The organism is Arhodomonas sp. AD133 (assembly GCF_051195215.1).
Taxonomy (GTDB): Bacteria; Pseudomonadota; Gammaproteobacteria; order Nitrococcales; family Nitrococcaceae; genus Arhodomonas.
Genome location: NZ_JBNAZM010000008.1, coordinates 1 through 24,199, shown reverse-complemented (window position 1 = coordinate 24,199; position 24,199 = coordinate 1). Strand labels below are relative to the sequence as shown.

At 65.5% G+C, this 24,199-nt stretch carries 16 protein-coding genes; 11 read left to right on the top strand and 5 right to left on the bottom strand.

Features of this window, described 5'->3' with window-relative positions:
• The first annotated feature begins 17 nt into the window (after window positions 1–17).
• Genes ACPEES_RS06885 through ACPEES_RS06875 form a run of 3 tightly spaced genes read left to right on the top strand, consistent with a single transcriptional unit; the run spans window position 18 to window position 5,804 of the window.
• Complete coding sequence (locus tag ACPEES_RS06885; RefSeq protein WP_435102414.1) at window positions 18–1,409, top strand: efflux transporter outer membrane subunit; 1,392 nt, start codon at window positions 18–20, stop codon at window positions 1,407–1,409.
• On the top strand, window positions 1,409–2,665 hold the full coding sequence (locus tag ACPEES_RS06880) for an efflux RND transporter periplasmic adaptor subunit (RefSeq protein WP_435102412.1): 1,257 nt from the start codon (window positions 1,409–1,411) through the stop codon (window positions 2,663–2,665). Before ACPEES_RS06885 ends, ACPEES_RS06880 begins: the two co-directional genes overlap by 1 nt.
• Window positions 2,655–5,804: an efflux RND transporter permease subunit gene (locus ACPEES_RS06875; RefSeq protein ID WP_435102410.1), complete on the top strand. Its 3,150-nt coding sequence runs from the start codon at window positions 2,655–2,657 to the stop codon at window positions 5,802–5,804. The genes ACPEES_RS06880 and ACPEES_RS06875 overlap by 11 nt, the downstream gene beginning before the upstream one ends.
• Window positions 5,805–5,890: 86 nt before the next feature.
• Here the strand turns inward: ACPEES_RS06875 and ACPEES_RS06870 are convergent, their stop codons facing one another.
• Window positions 5,891–7,354 carry a PLP-dependent aminotransferase family protein gene (locus ACPEES_RS06870; protein ID WP_435102408.1) on the bottom strand — a complete coding sequence of 488 codons (1,464 nt, stop codon included), beginning with the start codon at window positions 7,352–7,354 and terminating at the stop codon, window positions 5,891–5,893.
• Between the two features lie 108 nt (window positions 7,355–7,462).
• On the opposite strand from ACPEES_RS06870, the gene ACPEES_RS06865 reads away from it, so the two are divergent.
• On the top strand, window positions 7,463–8,083 hold the full coding sequence (locus ACPEES_RS06865; RefSeq protein WP_435102406.1) for a pyridoxamine 5'-phosphate oxidase family protein: 621 nt from the start codon (window positions 7,463–7,465) through the stop codon (window positions 8,081–8,083).
• Window positions 8,080–8,418, top strand: coding sequence for a cupin domain-containing protein (locus ACPEES_RS06860; protein WP_435102404.1), 339 nt, complete (start codon window positions 8,080–8,082; stop codon window positions 8,416–8,418). The genes ACPEES_RS06865 and ACPEES_RS06860 overlap by 4 nt, the downstream gene beginning before the upstream one ends.
• Before the next feature lie 55 nt (window positions 8,419–8,473).
• On the opposite strand, the gene ACPEES_RS06855 is transcribed toward ACPEES_RS06860, so the two are convergent.
• On the bottom strand, window positions 8,474–10,459 hold the full coding sequence (locus tag ACPEES_RS06855) for a methyl-accepting chemotaxis protein (protein WP_435102402.1): 1,986 nt from the start codon (window positions 10,457–10,459) through the stop codon (window positions 8,474–8,476).
• A gap of 1,021 nt (window positions 10,460–11,480) precedes the next feature.
• Window positions 11,481–12,506, bottom strand: coding sequence for a C45 family autoproteolytic acyltransferase/hydolase (locus tag ACPEES_RS06850; protein WP_435102400.1), 1,026 nt, complete (start codon window positions 12,504–12,506; stop codon window positions 11,481–11,483).
• Window positions 12,507–12,653: 147 nt separating this feature from the next.
• Here ACPEES_RS06850 and ACPEES_RS06845 point away from each other — a divergent pair, with 147 nt between their 5' ends.
• The 3 genes from ACPEES_RS06845 to ACPEES_RS06835 all read left to right on the top strand — a co-directional run bounded on the left by ACPEES_RS06845 (window position 12,654) and on the right by ACPEES_RS06835 (window position 18,926).
• Entirely contained in the window at window positions 12,654–16,547 is a 3,894-nt protein-coding gene (locus tag ACPEES_RS06845; protein ID WP_435102398.1) for a DUF3683 domain-containing protein, read from the top strand.
• Window positions 16,548–16,917: 370 nt separating this feature from the next.
• Window positions 16,918–17,397: a GNAT family N-acetyltransferase gene (locus ACPEES_RS06840; protein WP_435102396.1), complete on the top strand. Its 480-nt coding sequence runs from the start codon at window positions 16,918–16,920 to the stop codon at window positions 17,395–17,397.
• 137 nt (window positions 17,398–17,534) lie between these two features.
• Window positions 17,535–18,926: an FAD-binding oxidoreductase gene (locus tag ACPEES_RS06835; protein ID WP_435102394.1), complete on the top strand. Its 1,392-nt coding sequence runs from the start codon at window positions 17,535–17,537 to the stop codon at window positions 18,924–18,926.
• A 255-nt stretch (window positions 18,927–19,181) separates the two neighbouring features.
• Here the strand turns inward: ACPEES_RS06835 and ACPEES_RS06830 are convergent, their stop codons facing one another.
• Together ACPEES_RS06830 and ACPEES_RS06825 are read right to left on the bottom strand one after the other, a co-directional pair.
• Complete coding sequence (locus ACPEES_RS06830) at window positions 19,182–19,715, bottom strand: integron integrase (RefSeq protein ID WP_435102392.1); 534 nt, start codon at window positions 19,713–19,715, stop codon at window positions 19,182–19,184.
• Window positions 19,712–20,746, bottom strand: coding sequence for a phage integrase N-terminal SAM-like domain-containing protein (locus ACPEES_RS06825; RefSeq protein ID WP_435102390.1), 1,035 nt, complete (start codon window positions 20,744–20,746; stop codon window positions 19,712–19,714). The genes ACPEES_RS06830 and ACPEES_RS06825 overlap by 4 nt, the downstream gene beginning before the upstream one ends.
• A gap of 357 nt (window positions 20,747–21,103) precedes the next feature.
• On the opposite strand from ACPEES_RS06825, the gene ACPEES_RS06820 reads away from it, so the two are divergent.
• The 3 genes from ACPEES_RS06820 to ACPEES_RS06810 all read left to right on the top strand — a co-directional run bounded on the left by ACPEES_RS06820 (window position 21,104) and on the right by ACPEES_RS06810 (window position 24,063).
• Window positions 21,104–21,964, top strand: coding sequence for a tyrosine-type recombinase/integrase (locus ACPEES_RS06820; RefSeq protein ID WP_435102388.1), 861 nt, complete (start codon window positions 21,104–21,106; stop codon window positions 21,962–21,964).
• Window positions 21,957–23,102, top strand: a complete 1,146-nt coding sequence (locus ACPEES_RS06815) for an IS91 family transposase (RefSeq protein ID WP_435102386.1) — start codon at window positions 21,957–21,959, stop codon at window positions 23,100–23,102. The genes ACPEES_RS06820 and ACPEES_RS06815 overlap by 8 nt, the downstream gene beginning before the upstream one ends.
• A gap of 355 nt (window positions 23,103–23,457) precedes the next feature.
• Window positions 23,458–24,063 carry a hypothetical protein gene (locus ACPEES_RS06810; RefSeq protein ID WP_435102384.1) on the top strand — a complete coding sequence of 202 codons (606 nt, stop codon included), beginning with the start codon at window positions 23,458–23,460 and terminating at the stop codon, window positions 24,061–24,063.
• The last annotated feature ends 136 nt before the right edge of the window (window positions 24,064–24,199 follow it).

Here is a 24,199-nt window from a genome sequence, read left to right as displayed (position 1 = left end):
AGAGGAGCCACTATTCGATGTCAGTAACCCGAGCGTCGGTTATCGCCGTCGCGTGCTTCATTGCCGCCGCCACACTCATCGGATGCGCCCCGGGGCGGCATGAATCCACGGCTCAGGTGCCGCTGCCCGATTCGTTCTCCACCGAAGGCGAGGCGGTGCTGCCATCGCGCTGGTGGCGCCATTTCGACGACCAGGCGCTCAACCGGCTGGAGAGTGCGGCCATGGCCGGCAGCTTCTCCATGGCCGCCGCGCGTGCGCGGCTGCGCCAGGCGCGGGCGGTGGTTCGCATCGAGGGCGCCGATCTCAAGCCCAGTCTCGATGGCACCGTCGAGGCAAGCGATCAGCGCAATGGTTCCACCGGGGGAGACAGCTACAGCGCCGGTCTGGTCGCGGGTTACGAGGTGGATCTCTGGGGCGGTGTTGCTGCCGAGGCCACCGCAGCGCGGCTGGAGGCGCAGGCGACCCGGTTCGATCTGCGTGCGGCTGCGGTGTCGCTGACAGCGGAGGTGGCGACTACGTACTACACGTTGCTGCGTCAGCGCGCTGTCGTCGCCTTGCTGCAGCGTCAGCTCGAGGTCAGCGAGCAGATCGCCGAGCTGGTGCGGGTGCGCTACCGTAACGGCCAGGCGAACCTGGACGAGCTCCTGCGCCAGCGCCAGCTGAGCGAGCAGACCGCCACTCGGCTGGAGACCGCACGCGGCGAGGTTCAGCGCCAGCGCACGGATCTCGCCGCTCTGGTGGGACGTCCACCGGAGGCGCTTGCGCTGCCGGCGGGCCATGAGCGGGTTATGGTTCCACCGCGCCCGGCCATCGGGGTGCCTGCCGGTTGGTTGCGGGAGCGGCCGGACCTGGCGGCTGCCTATCTGCGGGTGCGGTCGGCGGACGCGGAGGTGGCGAGCGCCATCGCCGCGCAGTATCCAAGCCTGGATCTGTCGGCTTCTCTAACGTCTTCGGCGCTGGCACCGGCGGCTCTTTTCGAAGACTGGGTGACGCAGCTGGCCGCTTCGCTCGCCGTGCCGCTCATTCGTGGCGGTGCGCTGGAGGCCCAGGTGGAGCGTGACCGTGCGGCCCGGGCGGTTGCTTTCAACGAGTACGCCCAGGCGGCGGTGGACGCTGCCGCGGAGGTGGAGCAGGCGCTGATCGCGGAACGTACGGACCGCCGCGTGCTCCAAGGATTGGAAAGGGAGCTGGAGCTCGCCGAGCGCGCCCACCAGCAGCTTCGCCTGCGCTACTTGAAGGGTGCAGCCAATTATCTGGACGTGCTCGACGCCCTGTCGAGCCTGCAGGACACCCAGCGTGACGTCCTGGAGGCGCGCTGGGAGCTGCTGCTCGACCGTATCGCGCTGATTCGCACGGTCGCCGGTGGTGGCTTCGGCGAGACCGGACTCGATAGCACCGAGGGTAATTGATGTACCGAGACGATGAGGGGGCAGCGCAGGCGTCGGGTGCCCTCGTGACGGACGGCGGTCACCGCGGTAGACGACTGATCCACGCCGTGCTCGCCCTCGCCCTGGTGGCCGTTGGTGCGGCGCTGGCGTACTGGCTGCTCTCCGCGGAGGAGCAGGTGGGCCGGCGGGCACCGCCTGAGCGTACCGCCCGGCTCGTGGGGGTGACGCAGGCGCGCGTGGGCTCGGAGCGTATTACGGTGACCGCGTGGGGAGAGGTCGAGGCCTCCCGGGAGCTCGTGCTGCGCCCGCGGATCTCCGGGCGGGTGGAGAACGTGGCGGCCGCCTTCGACCCCGGACGGCGGGTCATGGCGGGACAACCCCTCGTCGAGTTGGAAGCCCGCCCCTATGAGCTCGCGCTGGAGAGTGCCCGCGCCGAGCTCACCCGCGCTCAGGCGGATCTTGCGCTGGAGCGCGGCCAACAGGCAGTCGCCGAGCGCGAGTACGAGCTCCTCGGTGAATCCGTCACCGAGGACGAGCGCGAGCTCATCCTGCGCCAGCCCCAGCTTCGCAGTGCGCAGGCGGACGTAGCCGCGGCGCGGGCTCAGATCGCCGAGGCGGAGCTGGATCTCTCGTACACGTCGGTCGCGGCACCTTTCGATGGACTGGTGATTTCGCGTGATGTCGCCCCGGGTGCCGAGGTTGGTTCTTCCACCGACCTGGGCACGCTCGTGGGCCTGGACCGATGGTGGGTGGAGCTGACGGTTCCGGTAAGTGCGCTCCAGTGGATCGATGTGCCGCCGGACGGCGAGAGCCGAGGCTCCGCCGTGCGATTGCACTACGAGAACGCCTGGCGGGACGGCGTCTACCGCACCGGCTACGTCACGGCGCTGATCGATCGCCTGGAGGAGAACGGCCGCATGGCGCGGCTGCAGGTGGCCATCGATGACCCGCTGGGCCGCGAGGCTGACGAGGCGGTGCCGCGTGTTCTCCTGGGGGCCTTCGTGCGCGGCGCGGTGCAGGGGCGCTCCGTGGACGACGCCGTTGCCCTGGACCCGGCGTGGCTACACGACGGCAATACCGTCTGGGTGATGACCGCAGACGACGAGCTGGCATTTCGCGAGGTGGAGATCGCCTACCGGGACAGGCAGCGCGTAATCGTCACCGATGGACTGGAGGCGGGCGAGCGCATCGTCACCTCGCGCATCTCCACGCCGGCGGCGGGGATGCCGCTGCGCGTCGGCGACTCCGGGGCGGGGGCTAACCGCAATGGCGATTGAGCGACGCCAGCGGGGTATCGTCGGCTGGTTCGTCGAACACCGGGTAGCGCCCAACCTGCTGATGCTGGTGCTCATCCTCGGTGGTCTTTACATGACCACCCGCATCACCCAGGAGGTGTTTCCGGGCTTCCAGCGCGACGCCATCGACGTGAGCGTTGCCTACCCGGGGGCGACGCCGGAGCAAATCGAGAAAGGCGTGGTGCTGCCCATCGAAGAGGCGGTCACCGGCCTTCAGGGTGTCAAGGACATCACCGCCCGTGCCGGTGAGGGCAGCGGCACGGTGATCCTGGAGCTGATCGAGGGGTACGACCTCCAGCGCGCCTACCAGGACGTCACCCGCGCCGTGGACATGATCGACACTTTCCCCGGTGACGCCGAGGACCCGCAGGTCGAGTTCAGCGGCTGGCGCCGGGACGTGCTCGACATCCTCGTCCACGGTGACGTGCCCGACCATACCCTGCGCGCCGCCGCCGAGCAGGTGCGCGACGGCATCCTCCTCGCCGACGGTGTCACCCAGACCGCTCTGGAGAACGTGCGCGACTACGAAATCCACATCGATGTGCGGGAGGGCGCGCTGCGCGCCTACGGGCTGAGCCTCTCGGATGTCGCCGAGGCGGTGGCCGGCAATGCCCGCGATCGTTCCGCCGGCACTGTGGAGACCGAGGGCGGCGAGATTCTGCTCAAGGTGGACGAGCGCCGCACCCAGGCGGCGGCATTCCGGGACATCGTCATACGCGCCGGCGCCGGGGGGGCCATCGTCCGCCTGGAGGACATTGCCACCATCCGCGAGGCCTTCTCACGCGACGTCGACGAGATCTCCACTTACCAGGGCCGGCCGGCGATCGAGGTGGAGGTCTTCCGGGTGGGGGACGAGACGCCCATCGGGGTTTCCGAGGCGACCCGCGCCGTATTGCCGGAGATTCGCACGGGCCTGCCACCCCAGATCGACGTGGATATCCAGAGTGACGCCTCGGAGGTTTACCAGCAGCGCCTGGAGCTGCTGATGCAGAACGGTTTCATCGGGTTGCTGCTGGTGCTGGCGGTGCTGAGCCTGTTCCTCGAGTTCAAGCTCGCCTTCTGGGTAACGGTGGGCATTCCCACCTCGTTCCTGGGCGCGTTCCTGTTTCTTCCGTGGTTCGATGTCTCCATCAACATGGTCTCGTTGTTCGCGTTCATCATCGCGCTCGGCATCGTGGTGGACGACGCCATCGTCGCCGGCGAGAACATCTACGAGTACCGACAGCGAGGAATGGGCTTTCTGGAGGCCGCCACCCGCGGCGCGCAGGACATCGCCATTCCCATCGTGGTGAGCGTGCTCACCAATATCGTCGCCTTCCTGCCGCTAGCGCTCATTCCCGGGGCATTCGGCCAGATCTGGGCGGTCATCCCGGTGGTGGTGGGCACGGTGTTCGCCATATCGCTCATCGAGGCCCTGATCGTACTGCCGGCCCACCTCGGGCACACCCGCGAGGGCGGCACCACCGGTCCCGGCGCCAGGCTTCACCGCCTCCAGCAACGCTTCAGCCGCGCGGTGAGCCGGTTCATCGAGCACGGCTACGGGCCGGTACTCCAGCTCGCGGTGCGGTGGCGCTACGTGACGCTCGGTGCGGCGGTGGTGCTGCTCTCGGTAACGCTCGCCTACGCCATGAGCGGGCGCATGGGGTTCATCCTCATGCCGCGGGTGGAGTCGGACACCGCCGAGGTCACGGCGACGTTGTCCTATGGTTCGCCCATGGCCGATCTGGAACGCGTTCGCGCGCGCCTGGAATCGTCCGCGGAGACGGTCGTGGCGGGCAACGGTGGCGAGTCCCTGGGCGAGGCGATCTACACCGAGATCGAGGGCGACGCCGTCGAGGTACGGGTGTATCTCACACCAGCGGACGAGCGGCCGATCAGTACCGGCGAGTTCGTGCGGCGCTGGCGTGAGGCCACCGGCGAGGTCCTGGGCGTGGAGTCGTTCAGCTTCGACGCCGACCGCGGCGGGCCCGGCGGCGGGGCAGCCGTCACCGTGGAGCTGAGCCACGCCAACGTGGATACCCTGAGCCGTGCGAGCGCCGCCCTTGCGGAACGGCTGGCGGAGCTCAACTACGTGAGCGACGTGGACGATGGTTATCAGCAGGGCAACCCGGAGTGGAATCTGCGGCTCACGGAGAGTGGCAGGGCGCTGGGGCTCACCGCCGACGACATCGCCCGTCAGGTTCGTTCCGCTTTCTACGGTACCGAGGCATTGAAGTTGCTGCGCGGGGGTAACGAGGTCACGGTGCGCGTTCAGCTCCCGCCGGAGGCCACCGACAGCGAGGCAGCGGTGTCTTCGTTCATGGTCCGGACCCCCGGGGGCGAGTTCGTGCCGCTCGCCGGGGTCGCGCGCATCGAGCGGGGTCGCGCGCTCACCAGCATCAGCCGGGACAACGGCCGGCGCGTGCTCACGGTGACGGCGGATGTTGCTCCCATCGAGCAGACCAACCGGGTGCTAAGCGAGCTCCGCAGCGAGATGCTGCCCCAGCTCGAACGTGACTTCCCGGGCCTGTCCCACTCCTTCGGCGGCCGCCAGGAGAGCATGCGCGAGGCCATCCAGAGCTTCTTCCAGACCGTGACGCTGGCATTGCTGGGCATCTACGTGCTGCTCGCGCTGCCCTTCCGCAGCTACTTCCAGCCCATGATCGTGATGGCGGCGATTCCCTTCGGCATCGTCGGCGCCATCCTCGGGCATCTCATCATGGGCTACAGCCTCAGCATGATCAGCATCATGGGGATGATTGCGCTGGGGGGCGTCGTGGTGAACGGCTCGCTGGTGATGATCGACTACGCCAACGCCCGCCGGCGGGAGGGCAGCTCGCCGGAGGAGTCGGTGCTGGCCGCCGGGGTGCGCCGTTTTCGGCCGATCCTGCTCACTACGATGACCACCTTCGGCGGGCTCGCACCGATGATCTTCGAAACCTCGATGCAGGCTCGGTTCATCATCCCCATGGCGATATCGCTGGGCTACGGGATCGTGTTCTCCTCGGCGATTCTGCTGTTCCTCATCCCCTGCCTGTATCTGGCAATCGAGGACATGCGTGGCCTGTTCACCGGCGGTGGCCGTCAGACGGTGACGCAACCGGCCGAAGGCGAGCGCAGGCGCGCGTCGGCGGCGCGCTGATCAGGTCTCACGGTTGAGGCCGGAGAGATTGACCGCCAGTGGGGCATCGGTGTCGTGCCGAACGAATCAATGGGACATCGGTGCCGTCACGTACCCAGGCGGCCATGCGCGGCTGTTACGTCGCGGTATGCGTCGGCCAGCGCGTCGACGCTCGCCGGTATTATCTCGGCGGAGACGGTGGCGTAGCCGAGAAGGATCGCTGCGGTGTTCGTCGTTCCCGGTTCGGCAGCGCGATACATGGACAAGGGATAGATGCGCACCCCGCGGGTGGCGGCCGCGTCGACGAGCCGCGGGGTCGCCTCCGCCGCCAGGGCAGGGAAGTGCGCGACGAGGTGCATCCCGGTGTGGGCGCCCGTTACCACGACGGCGTCCGAGAACGCCGCGCGCAGGGCGCGTATGAGCGCATCCCTCGTGCGCTGCAGACGTTTTTGCGTGCGCCGAATGAACCGCTCCATCTCGCCACGCTCGATGAGCTCGGCGAGCGCGACTTGCACCGGCGTCGTGGTGGCCCGGTCCCCGAGCCATTTGAGCGCTCTGACCGGTTCGACCAGTCCCGGTGGCAATACCAGGAAACCCAGACGTATGGCGGGTGAGAGCGCTTTGGAGAACGTGCCACCGTAGATGACCCGGCCCTGGGTATCCAGCGAATGCAGGGTTTCCAGGGGCGGACCCTCGTGACGGAATTCGCTGTCGTAGTCGTCTTCGAAAATGAACGCACCGGCCGTCTCCGCCCAGCGCAACAATGCCCGTCGGCGCGCGAGGACCAGAACGCCGCCGGTCGGGAACTGGTGGCTCGGGGTCGCGTAAGCGAGAGAGGCACTTTGGGGTAGGTCGTCGGTTACCAGTCCGTCACTGTCGATGCTCTGGTGGTGCGTGTCCGCCCCACTGGCTTCGAAGACCACCCGCGCGCCGGGATACCCGGGCTCCTCCATGACCACCCGGCGGCCGGGTTCGAGCAGGGCCTGGGCGACCAGGGAGAGTCCCTGTTGGGAGCCATCGGTGATCACGATGCGGTCCGGATCCACCACCATTCGGCGACGCCGGCGCAGGTGGTCGGCTACCGCCTGGCGCAGGCGCGGATCACCGGCGGCGGGCGGATAGGCGGTCGCGAGCTCGTGACCGGCACGGGCGAGGGCAACCCGCCAGGCCCGGCGCAGCCCCTCGTCCACGGCCACCGCCCCGTACTGGAAGTCCACCGCCGCTTCGCCATGGGGTCGCTGCTCGTGGCGCTCGCGCAGGTGTGCCATGGCGTGAAGGGCCGCCGGTGCCAGTGCCGGGGTCACGGCGGAGCGCTCGGTGCCGGTTTCCGCCGCCGCCGCGCCGTCGGCCACGAAGGTACCGGCACCGCGCCGGGTTTCCACGTATCCATGAGCCTGAAGCCGCTCATAGACATCCACCACCGTGTTGCGTGCGCATCCGTGTGTGCGTGCGGCCTCGCGGCTGGCCGGCAGCCGGTCGCCCGGGTGCAGCCGCCCGGCGAGGATGTCCGCTCTCAGCGCCTCGTACAGGGCCCGGCGTTTGTGGCCAGTAGTGGCTGCCGTCGGTGACAAGGGGGCTCCAATTGGACCAGTTGTATGCGCCGAAAATGGACCTTTTGGATAATCCAATATTCTCTAGCCTAGAGGGCGAACCCTGATCGAGTACAGGAGAGAAACACGATGAGCGAGACTCGCGAGGCTGCCCACGCCGTGCTCGACGAGGCCCTGGTGGCCCACGTGGCGTTCGCCCTCGGGGACAGGCCCGTGTGCCTGCCCATGGTCTACGCACGGGCCGACAACGCACTCTGGCTGCACGCCGCGCGCGGGGGGCGGTTTTTCCGGGCCCTGGCCGGTGGCCTGCCGGTGACGGTGGCGGTCACGCTGCTCGATGGCCTCGTGCTGGCGAAGTCCGGTCTCAAGCACTCCGTGAACTTCCGTTCGGTGGTGGTGACGGGTACCTCGCGCGCGGAGGAGGATGGCCACGTGAAAGCGGACATGCTCGACCGGATCGTCGACCACGTGATGCCGGGGCGGTCGGCGGATTGCCGTGCTGCCAACCGCAAGGAGCTTGCCTCCACGGGCGTCATCGCGGTGTCCATGGACGAGGTGAGCTTCAAGCGTCGAAGTGGTCCACCGAAGGACCTGGAGGGCGATCGCGGACTGCCGCACTGGGCGGGCGTCGTGCCGCTGCACCAGGTGGTCGGAGAGGCGGTGCCAGCGCCCTACGGGGCTGCCGCGTCATTGCCGCCGTACCTTGCCACGGATCCGCAGCGCACGGCGTCGACGCAGGGGCGGTCATGAACGGGCGGGCCCCACGCATGACCGTGGACCACGCGTTGCAACGCCTCGTCGAGCAGGGCGGGGGTGAGGTGGCGCTACTCTTCGAGCACGGTTCGCTGGCCATCGAATACTACAAACCGGACAAGGTGGATCGCCAGCAACCCCACACACGGGACGAGGTCTACGTGATCGCCTCCGGTGCCGGGCACTTCGTCAAGGCCGATCAGCGCCACCCCGTTACCGTGGGCGAAGTGCTGTTCGTGCCGGCGGGCGTCGTCCATCGCTTCGAGCAGTTCAGCGAGGATTTCGCCACCTGGGTGATCTTCTATGGCCCGGAGGGCGGTGAGGCGCCGTAGCGGTGGCATGCTGCGCCCGCCGGAAGCTGTTCCGGCGGGCGCATACCGGCGTTCGTCATACTTTGAACTGCTGGACCTGCTCCTGCAGCCGGGCGGCGAGCCGGGCGAGCTCGTCGCTCGCCCCGGAGGTGTCCCGGGCGCCGTTGGCTGTTTCCTCGCCGATCTGGCAGATGCTGGTGATGTTCCGGTTGATCTCGTCGGCGGTGGCACTCTGCTCTTCGGTCGCCGTGGCGATCTGGCTGGTCATGTCGGCCATGGCGCTCACCGAAGCCGTGATCTCCTCCAGCGCCTGACGGGCCGATTCGGAAGCCTCGCGGGTTGTGGAGACCTTCTCGTGTCCGCGCTGGACTGCGGTGACGCCTTCCAACGCCACTTTCTGCAGGCCGCCGATCAGCTCGCGGATGCTGTCGGTGGATTCACTGGTCTTCTGCGCCAGCGAGCGCACTTCCGTTGCCACGACCGCGAAACCACGCCCGTGCTCGCCGGCCCGTGCCGCCTCGATAGAGGCGTTGAGAGCCAGCAGGTTGGTCTGCTCCGTCACGCTCTGGATGATGTCGACGACCTGGCTCATCTGCTCGGCGCGCTCCTCCAGGGAGCGCATCAGGGTCGTGACCTGTTCTACCGCGGCGGCGACGTCGGTGACATCCTGGCTTACGTCGGCGACCTGCTGATCCACATCGCGTGTGCGCTGATCGCTGTCGGTGGCGGCATTGGACGCCTCGGAGGCGTTGCGTGCGACTTCCTGTATTGCCGCCGTCATCTCGTTCATGGCGCTGGCGACCTGATCGGTCTCGCTTTGCTGGCGCTGGATGCCGTCGCGCAGTTGCTGGCTGACGGTGGCGAGCTGCTCCGCGGGGGTGGCAAGCTCGCCGGTGGCTTGGGCAACGCTGCCAACGGTGACGGCGAACCGGGCCAGCATCCGGTCCAGTCGTTCGGCGAGGCCGCCGATTTCGTCGCGACTGCTCATGCCGCTGCGCCGGGTGAGGTCCGAGGTACGCTCGACGGTCTCGACCGTGTCATAGAGTGCGGCGAGCCGGCTGCGAATGTCCTCCGCGAGTATCCAGGTCAGCGCGAGCGCGGCGAGAATCATCACGCCCAGGCCCGCGGCCAGCATGAGTGAGTTCCAAGCGGACGCGCGTTGCGCCTTGGCCACGGTGAGCAGGTAGTCGTTGACCGCCTCCTGGGACTGAAACAGCCCGTCGATGCGTTCCGAGGCGGCTTGCCACCACTGTTGCTGGGAGACGCTCCCGACATTGCCGGCAAAGATGCGTTCGCGCAGCGCCCGTACGCGATCGGCGCGCTGGTCCGTCACGCGGTCGGCAACCGCTGCCGGTGCACTTTCCCGCGCGAGATGCACCAGTACGGCCTGTTCCGAGGCAAGGCCGATGGCCGTGTCGCGCAGGGGCAGCGGAAGTGTACCGGTCGCTGTCGCCCGTGAGAGCGCTGCCCGTTCCTTCCCTGCCGCTTCCTGAACGCCGATGAGCCGGGTCAGCGTTCGGGTGGTGTCGGCGAGCGTGCCCGCCGGCATGGTCTCCGCCAGGCGTTCGATCACCCCGATAAGGTTGGCGATCACCCGGGAATAGGATTCCACGGCCTCGTCGGCGCTCATGGACTGCGACAGCACCTGACGCCGGAACTGTGGCACGCGCTCGACGCCTCGCTCGACGCCTGCGATCGACACGCCTGTCTCCGCGAGTGCGGATCGATCCCGCAGTCTCTGTTTCAGGGCGGCCAGGGTCTCTTCGGTATCGCTGTGCTTGCCGGTGAGCTGCGTACGGAGGGATCGGTCGGGATTCTCCAGATACGTCGCCGACAACCCGCGCTCGTGTTGCAGATCGTGCACGGCGTCGCCGATGGCAACGGCGAGCTCAGCCGTGAAGTACGCACCGTTGGCAACCCCCTTGCGCTGCCAGGCCTGCTCCACCTGAATGACGATGAACGCCAGCAGGGCCAGTGTGAGGGGGGCGACCATGATCAGTAGTCGCGCACGTAGGGGAATATTGGCGAAGATGGTCTTCAGCCCGTTCGCTCGCTCGTCCATGGCCGAAACTCCCGCCGCTTCGCGCTGACCGAGCGCTAACCGGCAATAAGCTGCCTCCGTATTGGATGCGTCGCTGCCCGCCTCGGTCGCGCACCGAGCGGCGCATCACCCCGGCTAGCGGCACCTCTACCGAATCATTGATGGGGAATACGGGTTTGCAAGGCGGGTTCTGCCGGCGAATTGACAAGCGGTATGCGAAATCAGCTTCGGTTCGGTGAAATCCCCATCGAAGCGCTTGGAGTTCCACCGCGATTGCCGAGGAGGTGCAACCCGCCGAGCGTCTACACGCCAGCGACCACCGGGCCCGGAGTGGCCAGCCGCAAAGGCTCAATGGTTCCTGCCGCGGCGATTACTAATCTTCTCAGAAGTATTGTCATGCGTCAGCCGGACTGTGCGCCGATGGGGCAAGGCGCGAGGCGCGCCGTGTAGCCGGGCTACACAAGCGGTGAGCAACGCAGATCCCATCGGCGCACAGACCGGCCCAAAGGGAGCGCCACAGCGACCCGGTGGCGGCGTTGCGCTCGCTTGACGTGACCCAGCCACGCCGGCGCGAACGCGTCTTGCCCCCGGGCCGCTGTGGTGCTCTGACGTATGACAATACTTCTGAGAAGATTAGTAAGCGCGACGGCCCGTCTAGCTCCAGCCCCACGGGGAGCCCTTCCGCCGTGAGCCCCGCGGGCACGCTGATCCCCGGTAGACCCAGCGTTGCTGGTGGGGTCCCTGTTGTGGATGTAGCTAGGGAAGGGGGCTCTGCTCCACCGTTGAGGGGCACGCTTTTGCCACTGTCCGCGATGAGGCGGGCGGGCAGCGGCGTGGTGGGGTCGTGGAACTGGAAGTGATGCTCATGGGTGGCGATGTTAGCCGGGTCCATATTGAGCGTGACCCGGCGGAACTGGCGGTTCGTCAGATATACGCGGCCTCCCCGGGTGAGGGAAGGGCTCACTCTTGGGCGCCGGGAGAACAGTGCCTACGACGTTAGCGTTTCGAAAGTATCCGGGCGTGCGACGCGAGCCGACTGGGACTATGTCGGAGTGAATCGTCGCTTCGCCGACACCGGCGCGTTCGGCGCCGTGCGCACGCTAGCGGTGACGCCTCCGGTATCTACACGGAAAACGGCGGTCGCCAGCGTGTTCTCGCCGTCCGGGTCGTTGGGGTCTGTACGGTGAACGGGCAATACCGCGTCGCTGTGGTCGCCGAGAATCGCGAGTAGCGCGTCAGGGGTAGCGGGGACGTTGAGTTGTTCCCGCCAGGCGTTGAGTCGTGCCTGGCGGGCTCGCGAGGAATCGGTGATGCGTTGGGGCAAGTGCGCGCAGTCAGGGTGCACGAGGTGATTGGCGTGCGCGCTGACGGTTGCAACGGCTTCGACGGAAACCCGCTGAATCGGCGCCTCCACGGAAACGGGCGCACGGTGGCGCGAATCGGCCATCATGAAGTGGAAACCGCCGGTTCGCCGGGTTCGGCGCAGCACCGCCAGTGCTTCCTCCACGCCGGAGCAGGTCAGCAGCGCGCGAGCGGTCACCATGCGCGGGATGCCGGTGGGGCACTGCGTAAGCCGGAGATTGTTCACCGTATAGGCAAGCCCCGCAGCGTTCATCGCCAGCGTGTGGCCGGGCAGGGAGCCAGGATAGCAGAAGGTGAAAAAGGCCGGACCGTCGTCCGGGACCGCGTCGACCAGGAAGCAGTGCTCGCGCAGCGCCGGATCGCCGTCCCCGTTGTGGGCGAGCCAGATGCCGTCGCTGCTCGCGGCAGCCACGGAGCTGCAGCCCTCCGGGTCGGTCGGCGTAATATCACCCCGGCAGTTCCAGACCAACACGTCCTCGAAGGGTTGTTCCAGACCCGCCGCCAAGCCCTGTAGCTCGTTCCAAACGTTCGGGAAGTCCGCACGGATTCGTGCGGCGACGTCGGCCAGCCAGCCATATGGAACCCGGCGTCGGAGACGCTCGAACGCCGGGTTCGGTCGGATGACTTCAGCGAAGGCCGCACATGCCCGCTCTCCCAGAGCCCGACCCAGTGCGAAAGGGGCGCCGTGCGCGCTGTAGGCATCCATCATTGCTCCTGGTGCGTGCCCCGCTCCGATATCCGGCACATTGGGGCGTTACCGGTAGATGACGTTACGTCAGATGGCCCTGCAATGGGGCGAGAACATTTGTATGATGCGAGGCTCTTCTTCGCAGCGGAATAGCACGCGAGCTGAATGACTACGACTACCCGCATCCGCGAGATTCCCTATAACTACACATCGTTTTCCGACCGCGAGATCGTCCTGCGCTACATGGGCGAGGACGCCTGGAATACGCTCAACGAGCTGCGTTCCAGCCGCCGCACAGGCATCTCCGCCCGCATGCTCTTCGAGGTCCTGGGCGACCTCTGGGTGGTCAAGCGCAACCCCTACATCCAGGATGATCTGCTCGACAGCCGCAAGCGCCGGCGCGAGCTCATCGAGGCCATGCATCACCGCCTCGACCAGATCGTCGAGCGCGCCGACGGCAACGAGAAGGCGCTCGCCCTCGCCGAGCAGGCGCGCAGAACCGTGCGCGAGTTCGAGCAGTGGTTCGAGGAAACCCGGCGCAAGCGCGAGGCCGCGCGCCGCGCCTTCGCGCGCCACACCCGGGAAGACAACATCTGCTTCGACGGGCTATCGCGCGTCTCCCACCAGACCGACGCCACCGACTGGCGCGTGGAAGTGCCCTTCGTCGTTCTCTGTCCGGACACCGAGGAGGAGATGGCGAGCCTGGTGAAGGCTTCCATCGATCTTGGGCTGGTGATCATCCCCCGCGGCGGCGGCACCGGCTACACCGGCGGCGCCGTGCCCATGCACGAGGATTGCGTGGTCATCAACACCGAGAAGCTCGAGGGCCTGGGCGAGGTGGAGATGACCGAGCTCCCCGGCGTGGAGGAGCTCGTGCCCACGGTGCGTGCCGAGGCGGGCGTGGTCACCCGGCGCGTTTCCGACATCGCGCAGAAGAACGGCTATGTCTTCGCCGTGGACCCCACCTCCCAGGACGCCTCCACCATCGGCGGCAACGTCGCCATGAATGCCGGCGGCAAGAAGGCGGTGCTCTGGGGCACGGCGCTGGATAACCTCGCGGCCTGGCGTATGGTCACCCCGGACGCGGAATGGCTCGACGTGGAGCGCCTGGACCACAACCGGGGCAAGATCCACGATCAGGAGACCGTGCGCTTCCGCGTCACCCGCTATGAGGCCGACGGCAGGACCCGCAAGGGCGAACCGGAGGTGATCGAGTTTCCGGGGTCCACTTTCCGCAAGGTGGGTCTCGGCAAGGACGTCACCGACAAGTTCTTGAACGGTGTGCCCGGCGTGCAGAAGGAGGGCTGCGACGGCCTCATCACTTCGGCGCGGTTCGTGCTCCACACCATGCCGCAGCACATGCGCACGGTGTGCCTGGAGTTCTACGGCTACGACCTGCACGAGGCCGTGCCGGCAATTGTGGAGATCGTCGACGATCTCCAGGGCGACGACAGCGTCAAGCTCGCCGGCCTGGAGCACCTCGACGAGCGCTACGTGCGCGCGGTGGGTTATGCGCCCAAGGGTGCCCGCGGCGAGAAGCCCAAGATGGTGCTCGTCGCCGATCTCGCCGCCGACGACGAGAACGCCTGTGCGGAGGCCGCCTCGCGCATGGTGCGCATGGCCAACAAGCGCAACGCCGACGGCTTCGTCGCCGTATCCGCCGAAGCGCGCAAGACCTTCTGGGCGGACCGCTCGCGCACTGCGGCCATCGCCTCGCACACCAACGCGTTCAAGATCAACGAGGACGTGGTCATCCCCCTCGACAAGCTCGCCGAGTACAGCGAGGGCATCGAGCGGATCAACATCGTCCAGTCCCTGAAGAACAAGCTGCGCCTGCTCGATGCGCTACGTGAGCACTTGAGCGGGTCGCTTCCCGAGCTCAAGCAGCGGCCGGACTACCTGGATCGTGAGCACTACGAGGCGTCGGAAGAGGGCGGCTCGATTCTGCATCGCAAGTGCACGTCCGCGGTGGAGCATCTGGTGGCGGTCTCCGACCGCTGGCAGGCCATCCTCGACAACATGGACGGCGACCCGGTGGCGCTGAACTCGCTGCTCGACGACACCGCCCGCGCCGACCGTCGGGAGGGCGATACCATCGCCAACCTGTTGCTGCGCCGCAGCCTGCGCATCTCCTACCGCCGCGAGGTGGAGACGCGGCTGAAGGAGATCTTCGACGGCCGCGACCTGGAGCCGGTGCGCAAGAAGATCGACGCCATCCACCAGGAGGTGCTCTCCAGCCGCCTGTTCGTTGCGCTGCACATGCACGCCGGCGACGGCAACGTGCACACCAATATCCCGGTGAATTCCAACGATTACGAGATGATGCGCGAGGCCGACCGGATCGTGGATCAGGTCATGGAGTTCGCCGGCGAGCTCAACGGCGTGATTTCCGGCGAGCACGGAATCGGCATCACCAAAATGCAGTACCTGGAGCCGGCCGTCTCCGAGCGCTTCGCCAACTACAAGCGCGAGGTGGATCCGGACGGCTGGTTCAACCGGGGCAAGCTCCTGAAGGGCTCCGGCCTCGCCGATGCCTACACGCCGTCGTTGCGGCTGCTCCAGCAGGAGGCGCTGATCCTGGAGGCCACCGAGCTCGGCGAGCTCAACGAGGACATCAAGGACTGCCTGCGTTGCGGCAAGTGCAAGCCTGTGTGCACCACGCACATCCCGCGGGCGAACCTGCTCTACAACCCGCGCAACAAGATCCTCGCCACCGGGCTGATGGTCGAGGCGGTGCTCTACGAGGAGCAGACCCGCCGCGGCATCTCGCTGCAGCACTGGGAGGAGATGAACGACGTCGCCGACCATTGCACCGTTTGCCACCGTTGCGTGACGCCGTGCCCGGTGAACATCGACTTCGGCGATGTCACCGTGAAGATGCGCGGCATCCTCAAGAAAAAGGGCCACCGCCGCACCAGCCCGCAGACCAAGGCCTCCATGGCGTTCCTCAACGTCAAGGATGCCCAGACCATCAACGTCATGCGCAAGGGCATGATCGAGTGGGGCTACGGCGCCCAGCGCCTGGGCTTCAACATGGCGAAGAAGGTGGGCCTCGCCGGCAGCGGCGGGAAACGCCCGGACGCCCAGCCCAAGAAACGCCCGCGCCACACCCGGGATCTTTCCAACGTGCCGGCGCAGGTCGTCCACTTCGTCAAAAAGCCCATGCCGGGGAACCTGCCGTCCAAGACCACGCGCGCCATGCTCGGGCTCGAGGACGACAAGGTGGTGCCGATCATCCGCAACCCGGAGAAGGTCACCGACGACTCCGACGCCGTGTTTTACTTCCCCGGCTGCGGCTCGGAGCGGCTGTTCAGCCAGATCGGCCTCGCCACCATGGCGATGCTCTACGAGGCGGGCGCCCAGACCGTGCTGCCGCCCGGGTACCTGTGCTGCGGTTACCCGCAGACCTCCAACGGCGATATCGACAAGGGCCAGCAGATCACCAACGAGAACCGTGTGCTGTTCCACCGCGTGGCCAACACGCTGAACTACATGGACATCAAGACGGTGATCGTCTCCTGCGGCACCTGCATGGATCAGCTGCTCAAATACGAGTTCGAGCAGATCTTCCCGGGTTGCCGGTTGCTCGACATCCACGAGTACCTGCTGGAGAAGGGCTACAAGCTCGACGGTGTGGACGGGGTGCAGTACATGTACCACGACCCCTGCCACACACCCATGAAGACCCACGACGCCCAGAAGACCGCCAGCACCCTCATGGGCAAGGAAGTGCCGCTCAACGACCGCTGCTGCGGCGAGGCCGGCACGTTCGCCGTCAGCCGCCCGGATATCGCCAGCCAGGTCCGCTTCCGCAAGGAAGAGGAGTACAACAAGGGCCTCGAAGAGCTCACCGGCCAGCCCACGGCGGAGAAGGGCAAGGTCAAGATGCTCACCTCCTGCCCGGCCTGCCTCCAGGGCCTCTCCCGCTACGAGGACGATACCGGCGTGGAGGCCGACTACATCGTCATCGAGATGGCCAACCACCTCCTCGGCGACGGCTGGCAGGAAGGCTTCATCAAGAAGGCCCAGGCGGGCGGCATCGAGAAAGTGCTGCTGTAGGTCGACGCCACCACGGCGCATCGAAGCACTGTGGGAACCCCTTCCCCAAGCCGACGCAGTCGGCACCCCCCTCTCCCTTGACGGGAGAGGGGCAGGGGGAGAGGGTGTATAGCGGAGCTCGCAATGAAGGCCTCCGCGGGGCGACTACGCCGCGAACGAAGTGATCTGAGAGACGAAGCCAGGTTCAGCTGTACTGGCGCGGCCGGATCACCGAAAGGACACGATTGAGCAAGGGAAAGCGCCTTCGTGACACGCTGTCATCTCTCCCCCTGTCTTGCCACAACGGCTCACGCGACTGCCGAGGCCTGGCGATAGAATGAGCGCTTCGCGATTGATATATCGCCCTGCCGTTATCGAGGACGCCCCCGATATGGTGTCGACCCATTATGCGTCCGTTCACGCTATTGCGAGCGATTACTACCCTGCCGATATCCTTCGCGTGTGGTCACCTGTGCCAGACGAAACCCGTCAAGAATGGCTCGCGAGCCTCATCGTGAACGATTCCACGCTTTGTGGAGTCGCCGTTGCAACTACCGGCAGGGTGGTTGGCTTCTGCATCGCGCTACCCGCGCAATCCCAACTCAAGGCCTTGTATGTTCACCCGGAGTTTTCCAACCATGGCATTGGTTCCGGCTTACTCCGCAACATGGAAGCGTGCTGTCTGGCCAACGATGTTGATGAGCTCGAGCTCAATGCGTCTTACAACGCAGAAAGCTTCTACCGCAAAAACGGTTATGAGAAGGTCCGAGAGACCACACAGAAACTCGCTGACGGCTCCGAAATGGGGGCGATCCTCATGATCAAGTGTCTGATGCGATCGCCTGATAACACGTCCAAACGGACACACTAGCGCGTGCCGGTTCCTGGCTTTCTTGAAAGTATTGCGTGGACGCCCCCGGGCATTGGGGGTTCGGAATGACGCTGTCATTATCGAACCGACTTCGACCTTTGCACCTGGCTTTGTGGCTGATCGCACTCGCAGTATTAATGGCTGGCGAGACGATCCGGGCTGCCGAGACCGTCAACGACGTCACCGGTCTGAACCCCATTGAGGTAACCCGCGTGGTCCGCGTCACGACCGAGGAAGACGTGCGGCGGGCGCTGCGGTATGCGGATGAGCGCGGACTACCCGTGTCCATGGCAGGTGCCCGGCACAGTCAGGGCGGTCATACCGGGGCGCGTGACGGGATCGTGCTCGACATGTCGGCCTACGACCGTGTGCTGGCGGTTAACGCCGAGCGGCGCGTGATGCGGGTTCAGGCCGGCGCCACGTGGGCGGACGTTCAGGCGGCGGTGAATCCCTTGGGGCTGGCGGTCGCGGTCATGCAATCGTCGAATATCTTTACCGTCGGCGGCTCCATTGCCGTCAACGCGCACGGTCGTGATCCCCGGTACGGACCGGTTCTCGATACCGTAACGGAGATCCGGGTGATGCTCGCCTCGGGTAGGGTGGTAGAGGTCAGTCGCCGCCGGCAACCGAAGCTCTTCGAGGCAATGGTCGGGTCCTACGGCCTCATCGGCGTCATCCTGGAGGCGGAGCTCCAGCTCGTCGGCAACGCCACTCTGGAGAAACGGGTAGAGTCAATCGACTACCGAGACTATCCGGATTACCTGCGCGATCGAATAGTAGGGCGCGATGACGTGGAGCTGCACTTCGGCCGGCTCTCGATCGCGCCGGGGGATGATTTTCTCCGGGACGGGTACGTGGTGGATCATGTCCGAGTGGGTTCGCCTCCCGAGTCGCCACCGTCGCTGAAGCCGGAAGCGCATCGATTCCGCAACCGGCTGGTTTTCGATCTCTCGCGGGAGTCAGACCTTGGGAAGTCGGTGCGCTGGGAACTGCAGCAACGCGTCGTGGATCCTGTCGACGAGCGCAGCGTTGCCACCCGCAACGAGGCCATGCGGCCGCCCATCCGCTTTCTCGAGCGGGACAGCGACGAGGACGCCGACGTGCTCCAGGAATACTTCGTTCCGCTCGATCGGTTCGAGCCGTTCATCGACTCCATGAGAACCATCCTGGCGGAGCACGACGTCAACGTGCTCAACGTCACACTGCGCTACCTGCCAGGGTTTGATGAGACGGCACTTGCCTACGCATCGCGGAATTCGGTGGCGGTCGTGCTGTACCTGAACGTACGGGCCGACGCTCGGTCCCTGGCTCAGGCACGCCGTTGGACACGAGCGCTGATAGACGCCGCGCTGGATAACCGCGGCAACTATTACCTCCCATATCTGGGCTTCGCGGCACGTGGGCAGTTTCAGCGTGCGTATCCAGACGCCGATCGCCTCCTGGAAGTGAAGAACACGTTTGATCCGGAGCACCGTTTTCAGAACCGCTTCTACCGGCAGTACCTGCGTCCGCGGGACCAGGGCGGATAGCGTTGTGGGCCGGTGCCGGATGCCCCGGCGCAGGACCGGCGCTCGGCCGCAATGGCAGCACCTCACCGCCTCAGGATTCGGCGGAATTCGCGCATCTCTCACGGAGACAGAGTGAGGCGGCTATTATGCCGGGCCTTACTCATGCTCTGCGGGTGAACCGGAGATCGCCAACGAGAGCCGAGTGCTGTTCCGCAGCGTGGCCAATTTGGCAGACCCGATGCGGCCGCGGCACACCGTGGGCCGGACCAGGGGCGTCTATAGCACGGCGGTAAGCGGACTCTTCACAGCTCGGCCTCCACGCTCGATGACATGCGTGTAAATCTGCGTGGTGCGCACGTCCGCATGGCCTAGCTGTTCCTGGACCGTACGGATATCGGCGCCGCGTTCGAGCAGGTGCGTGGCGAAGGAGTGCCTCAGGGTGTGGCAACTCGCGGGCTTGACGACGCCTGCTTCGCGGACCGCTCGGCGAACCGCTTTCTGAACGGCGCTCTCATCGACATGGTGCCGGCGACGGGCGAGGCTGCGGGGATCCTGGCTGATCCGCTCCGCCGGAAACACGTATTGCCAACCCCACTCCCAGGGCGCGTTCGGGTACTTTCTCGCCAGCGCATGTGGGAGATGCACGGATGCAAAGCCCGCTCGCACGTCCTGCTCGAAGAGGTTCCGCCGCCACTGCAGGTGCCGCTGAAGTGGCTGAATCAATTCATCGGGCAACGTGACGACGCGGTCCTTGCCACCCTTGCCGTCCCTTACGAAAATCGCGCGGTGCGCGAAGTCCAGATCTTTCACGCGCAGCCGAACGCTGAAGTTAGCCTTCGCAACGAGGCGATCCAGCCTCCGGATGTCTCTCGGGCCGGACATGCTTCTTCACTGGCGCTGTGAGCCTGATCTGGCTTGGGTGTGGGTTCGGTTATTTTGGCGAGCCCGTCCAAGGGTGAATAAATCGATCCCATGGGCAACCACGACTCGCCCTCTGCAACTTCAAACGTTTCCAGAGGAATCCCTACGTTGCTCAAGCGTGCACTGGCGCCTTGTGCGGATTCCTGCGTCCAAAAGAGGTACGCCTCTCCCTGCCGGAAACCATCATCCCAGCTTTCAGAGAAGCCAGCGGCCAAAACGGCTTCCTTCGGGCAGCGAAGGATCCGCGTGTTCCGGCCAGCGAAATCGTATTGCTGTGACCAGCGGGCCTTTTGCTCCGAGCTGTAGAAGCAGATGCGGAATAGCGCCGCACCTTCAGGCAATGAGCTTTCGAGCTTCTTAAGTATCTCGTGTGGATAGCAGGACGGTGTCCACCTGACGGCGCGAAACTTCCCATCCCTTATCTTGGCGAGACCGTCGACGGTGTCAATGCGGTATAGGTAGCTATCCACGTGTCCTCGCTTTGGTAGGCTAACACTCTCCATCAGCCGCAACCCCGAACCGTACTGCAGGCACGCAATGAGCCAGTGCACGTCGGATAGCCCGCGAAGCACCCGACCGATCTCATCGGGTGTGAGAACAACCGGTAACTTGCGCGATGGCTTCGCCCGTACGATACCGCCAATCTCACCGAGCGGCTGCTCCAGAACCTTGTCGTAAAGAAACACCAAGGCATTGAGCGCCTGGTTCTGCGTCGCCGCGGCGACGCCTTTCGTGGTCGCCAGATCGGTAAGAAATGCCGCGACTTCCGCCGTGCCCATGTCTTGCGGGTGCCGCTTGTCGTGGTACAGGATGAACCGACGGATCCAGGTCACGTACGCCTCTTCCGTGCGAATGCTGTAGTGGCGCACCTGGATCGCGGAACGGACACGATCGAGAAATGGAGAGCTCTTCCGTGACACGCTGTTGCCCCTCCATAGGATGCTGTATATCTATACAGTATCCCGCTGACCAGCGGCGCGCAAGCGCGTATTGCCGCAAGCGTCCGCCTATCACGCCGTCCGCTTGCCGCATGCAGCCGTTGGCGGGAGCCGGAGCGCTGGACCAGCCCCGGGCTAGTGCCGACCCGAGGCGACCCCGTCGCAGACAGCAAAGGGTCTTGGTGCATGCATATTATGCGGACATAGTCCGTGTTATAACGCGGACGACGTCCGCCTATTAGCTGTTGAACTAAACCGCTTCGCGGGGCTTCCCTTCGTTCCACATTCCTGAGATTGGGCAAGACTTTCATCTCCTGCAACCGTGTTAGGAGATGAGAGATGACGCCGTTACGTCAGCAGATGATCGAGGCCATGCGCGTGCGTGGCTTCTCCGCGCGGACCCACCAGAGCTACCTGGGCGCCGTCACGGACTTGGCCCGATATTATCGCCGCTCACCGGAGGTATTGAGTGTGGCGGAGTTGGGGGCGTATTTCCGCTACCTCGCCTGTGAGCGCGAGCTCTCCGGAGCCAGTTGTCGGCTGTATCTGAACGCGATCCGGTTTTTGTACCTGCGGGTGCTGGGCTGGCCGTCGTTTGACGTGGCGATCGCGATCCCGAAGCGCGCGCAGCGCATTCCGGAGCTGCTCACGCGCCGGGAGGTGGTGGCGATCCTTGCCGCCTGCGCCAACCTGAAGCATCGCATGCTTCTGGCCACTTGCTATGGGGCCGGACTGCGGGTGAGCGAGCTGATGGCGCTGCGGGTGTGCGATATCGACGGCGAGCGCCGGCTGCTGCGGGTACGCCAGGGTAAAGGGGCCAAGGACCGCCTAGTGCCGCTGGGGGCGACGTTGTTGACGCAGCTGCGCGCGTACTACCGGGTGGTTCGCCCGCCGGTCTGGCTCTTCCCCAGGGTGTCGTCGCCGCAGCAACCGCTTAGCATTTCCACGGCGCAGCGCGTGTTCACGCGTGCTAAGGCCCGGGCCGGGGTCGTGAAGGTGGGTGGTATCCACGGCCTGCGCCATGCCTACGCGACCCACCAGCTGGAGGGCGGCCTGCCGGTGCACCGGCTGCAACAGTTGCTGGGGCACCAAGACCTGCACTCGACCCAGCGTTACCTCCACTGGGTGGGCGACGACCGCGAGAGCGAGCGCTGGGATGGGGACCTGCTGGCCACCCTGGGGGAGGTCAACCATGGCTGAGTCGACCGATCTGCAAGCGGTATTGGCGCGGTTTCTGCCGGAGCTCGCCGCCGAGCAGCGGCTCGACGGACAGCGCCAAAAGGTCAGCCGCCACCTCGGGCAGTGCCGCACGCCGGCGCTGGGCGGCATGCACTGGCAGTGCGATCGCTGTGCGTACGCACAGCCGATCTACTTCGCCTGCCGCGACCGCCACTGCCCGCGCTGCCAGCAGCGCGCCTCCCGGCGTTGGGCCGAGCGCCAGAGCCAGACGATCCTGCCGGTCGCCTACTACCACTTGGTCTTCACCCTGCCGCACGGGCTCAATGGCTGGGCGCAGCTCCATCCCGCGGTGCTCTATGACAGCCTCTTCGCCGCGGCTGCCGGGACGCTGAAGGCCTTCGCCGCCGACCCCAAGCGCCTCGGCGGGGAGCTGGGCTTCACCGCGGTGCTACACACCTGGGGGCAGACGCTCACCCAGCATATCCATCTGCATTGCCTCGTCCCGGGTGGCGTGCTGACCCCGGAGGGTCGCTGGCGCACGGCCAAGGGGCACTACCTGTTCCCGGTGCGGGCACTGGCGCGGCAGTTCCGCGGTCGGCTGGCGAGCCTGCTGCGCCGGGCCGCGCGTACCGGCGCGCTTTCGCGCGTGGCCCCGGCGGACGTGGATCACCGCCTCGCCGAGCTCATGCGCACCGAGGTGGTGGTCTACGCCAAGCCCTGCCTGGGCCAGGCCGAGACCGTGGTGGGCTACCTGGCCCGCTACAGCCACCGTATCGCCATCTCCAATGCGCGCATCCTCGGCATCGACGGGGAGTCGGTAGCCTTTCGCTACACCGACTACGCCGATGGCCACCGGGCCAAGGTCATGCACCTGGCCGGCGTGGAGTTTGTCCGGCGTTTCCTGCTTCATGTGCTACCGAGGGGGTTCATGCGGATCCGCCACTACGGCTTTCTCGCCAACCGTTGCCGCCGTGCGAAGCTCGCGCGTATCGGCGCCTGTCTCGCGCGCCCCGAACCCACCGCCGAAGGCGCCGCGGCCGGCCGGGTAGCCGACACCGAGGAGCGCTACCCGTGTCCGGCCTGTGGCACGGGCGCGCTGCGCCCCGGGGCGCTGTTGCCCGCCCCGGCACTGGCACCACCCAGACGGGAGAGCGGATGATACCGAGCGGCTAAGCTGAGACAACGTCACCGACGTTCGCCGACAGGCCCCGTGGGTGCCTGGGCGTGCGTATGTCCGAAACACCGAAAACGGCCCGGAGAGCGCCATGCGTCCACCGAATTTGCCGACATGAGCGCCAATTTATCACCGCCTAGCGGTATCCTCGGGGACGCCGACACCCCGGATCCACGCCAGCCCCTCCTCCGGCGACTTCGACTCCCCGAGCGCCAAACCATACAATCCCCTTAGAAGCAGCGCCTCGGCAGACTGCGGGGCGGCTCAGTCCAACAGACATTTATCCGCCATGCTCCGCACGACGGATAAATGCTTAGCTGTTACGTGTTGAGGGCTCATCGTGTCATCTGACGATTGGTACAGGAATAAAGATTGGAACGAATCTATCGAAGATTTTTTCTACTCAAAGTTGAAAAGAGCGAGAACGCAACGAGACCAGTATTTGGTAATCCAAGCTCTCACGTTGGCTGAGAATCATCCTAAGGTTACGCTTCGTCTAGTTAACGAATACTTTGTATCAAGAAAAGATCAATTTGATGACGTTCGCGCATTACTGGCAAAAGCAAACGCATACTTTGCCTTAAATGATCTCGAAAGATGCATTGCCGCCTTCAAAGAGGTCCTTGAAAGAGAAAAGGAATTTCCTAAACACCAAACAGGTGTGTACCTTGATTATCCCTATTTGGTTGCGAATCGGAAAATCGAACACGAATACACCACCGCGCTTAATGTATTAGATGAGCATGTTGATAGGCTGACGTTCCCGTTGGATCATTTCAAGTGGCATGCTTCTAAAGCATTAATCAATAACGATGGTTCAGAAGCGCAAAAGGCTCTTGATGCGGCGAAAATCAAAAGGTCTGGATTTCGTTTTCATCAAGATGTTGGCTTGGTCGGCAAAGAACATGAAAAGACAATCAAACATCTGTGCAAAATCAGCACGTAACAAGTGCGTCAACGGGACCGGTTTTCCGCTAGCGCTCCAAACCGGCCCGTTACGCTAGCGTTGCACAAAGCCGCTGCGCGGCAGGAAGGAAGCTTTGACGTGATCGGCAATTGTTTGCCGATGGAGATGTTACAAA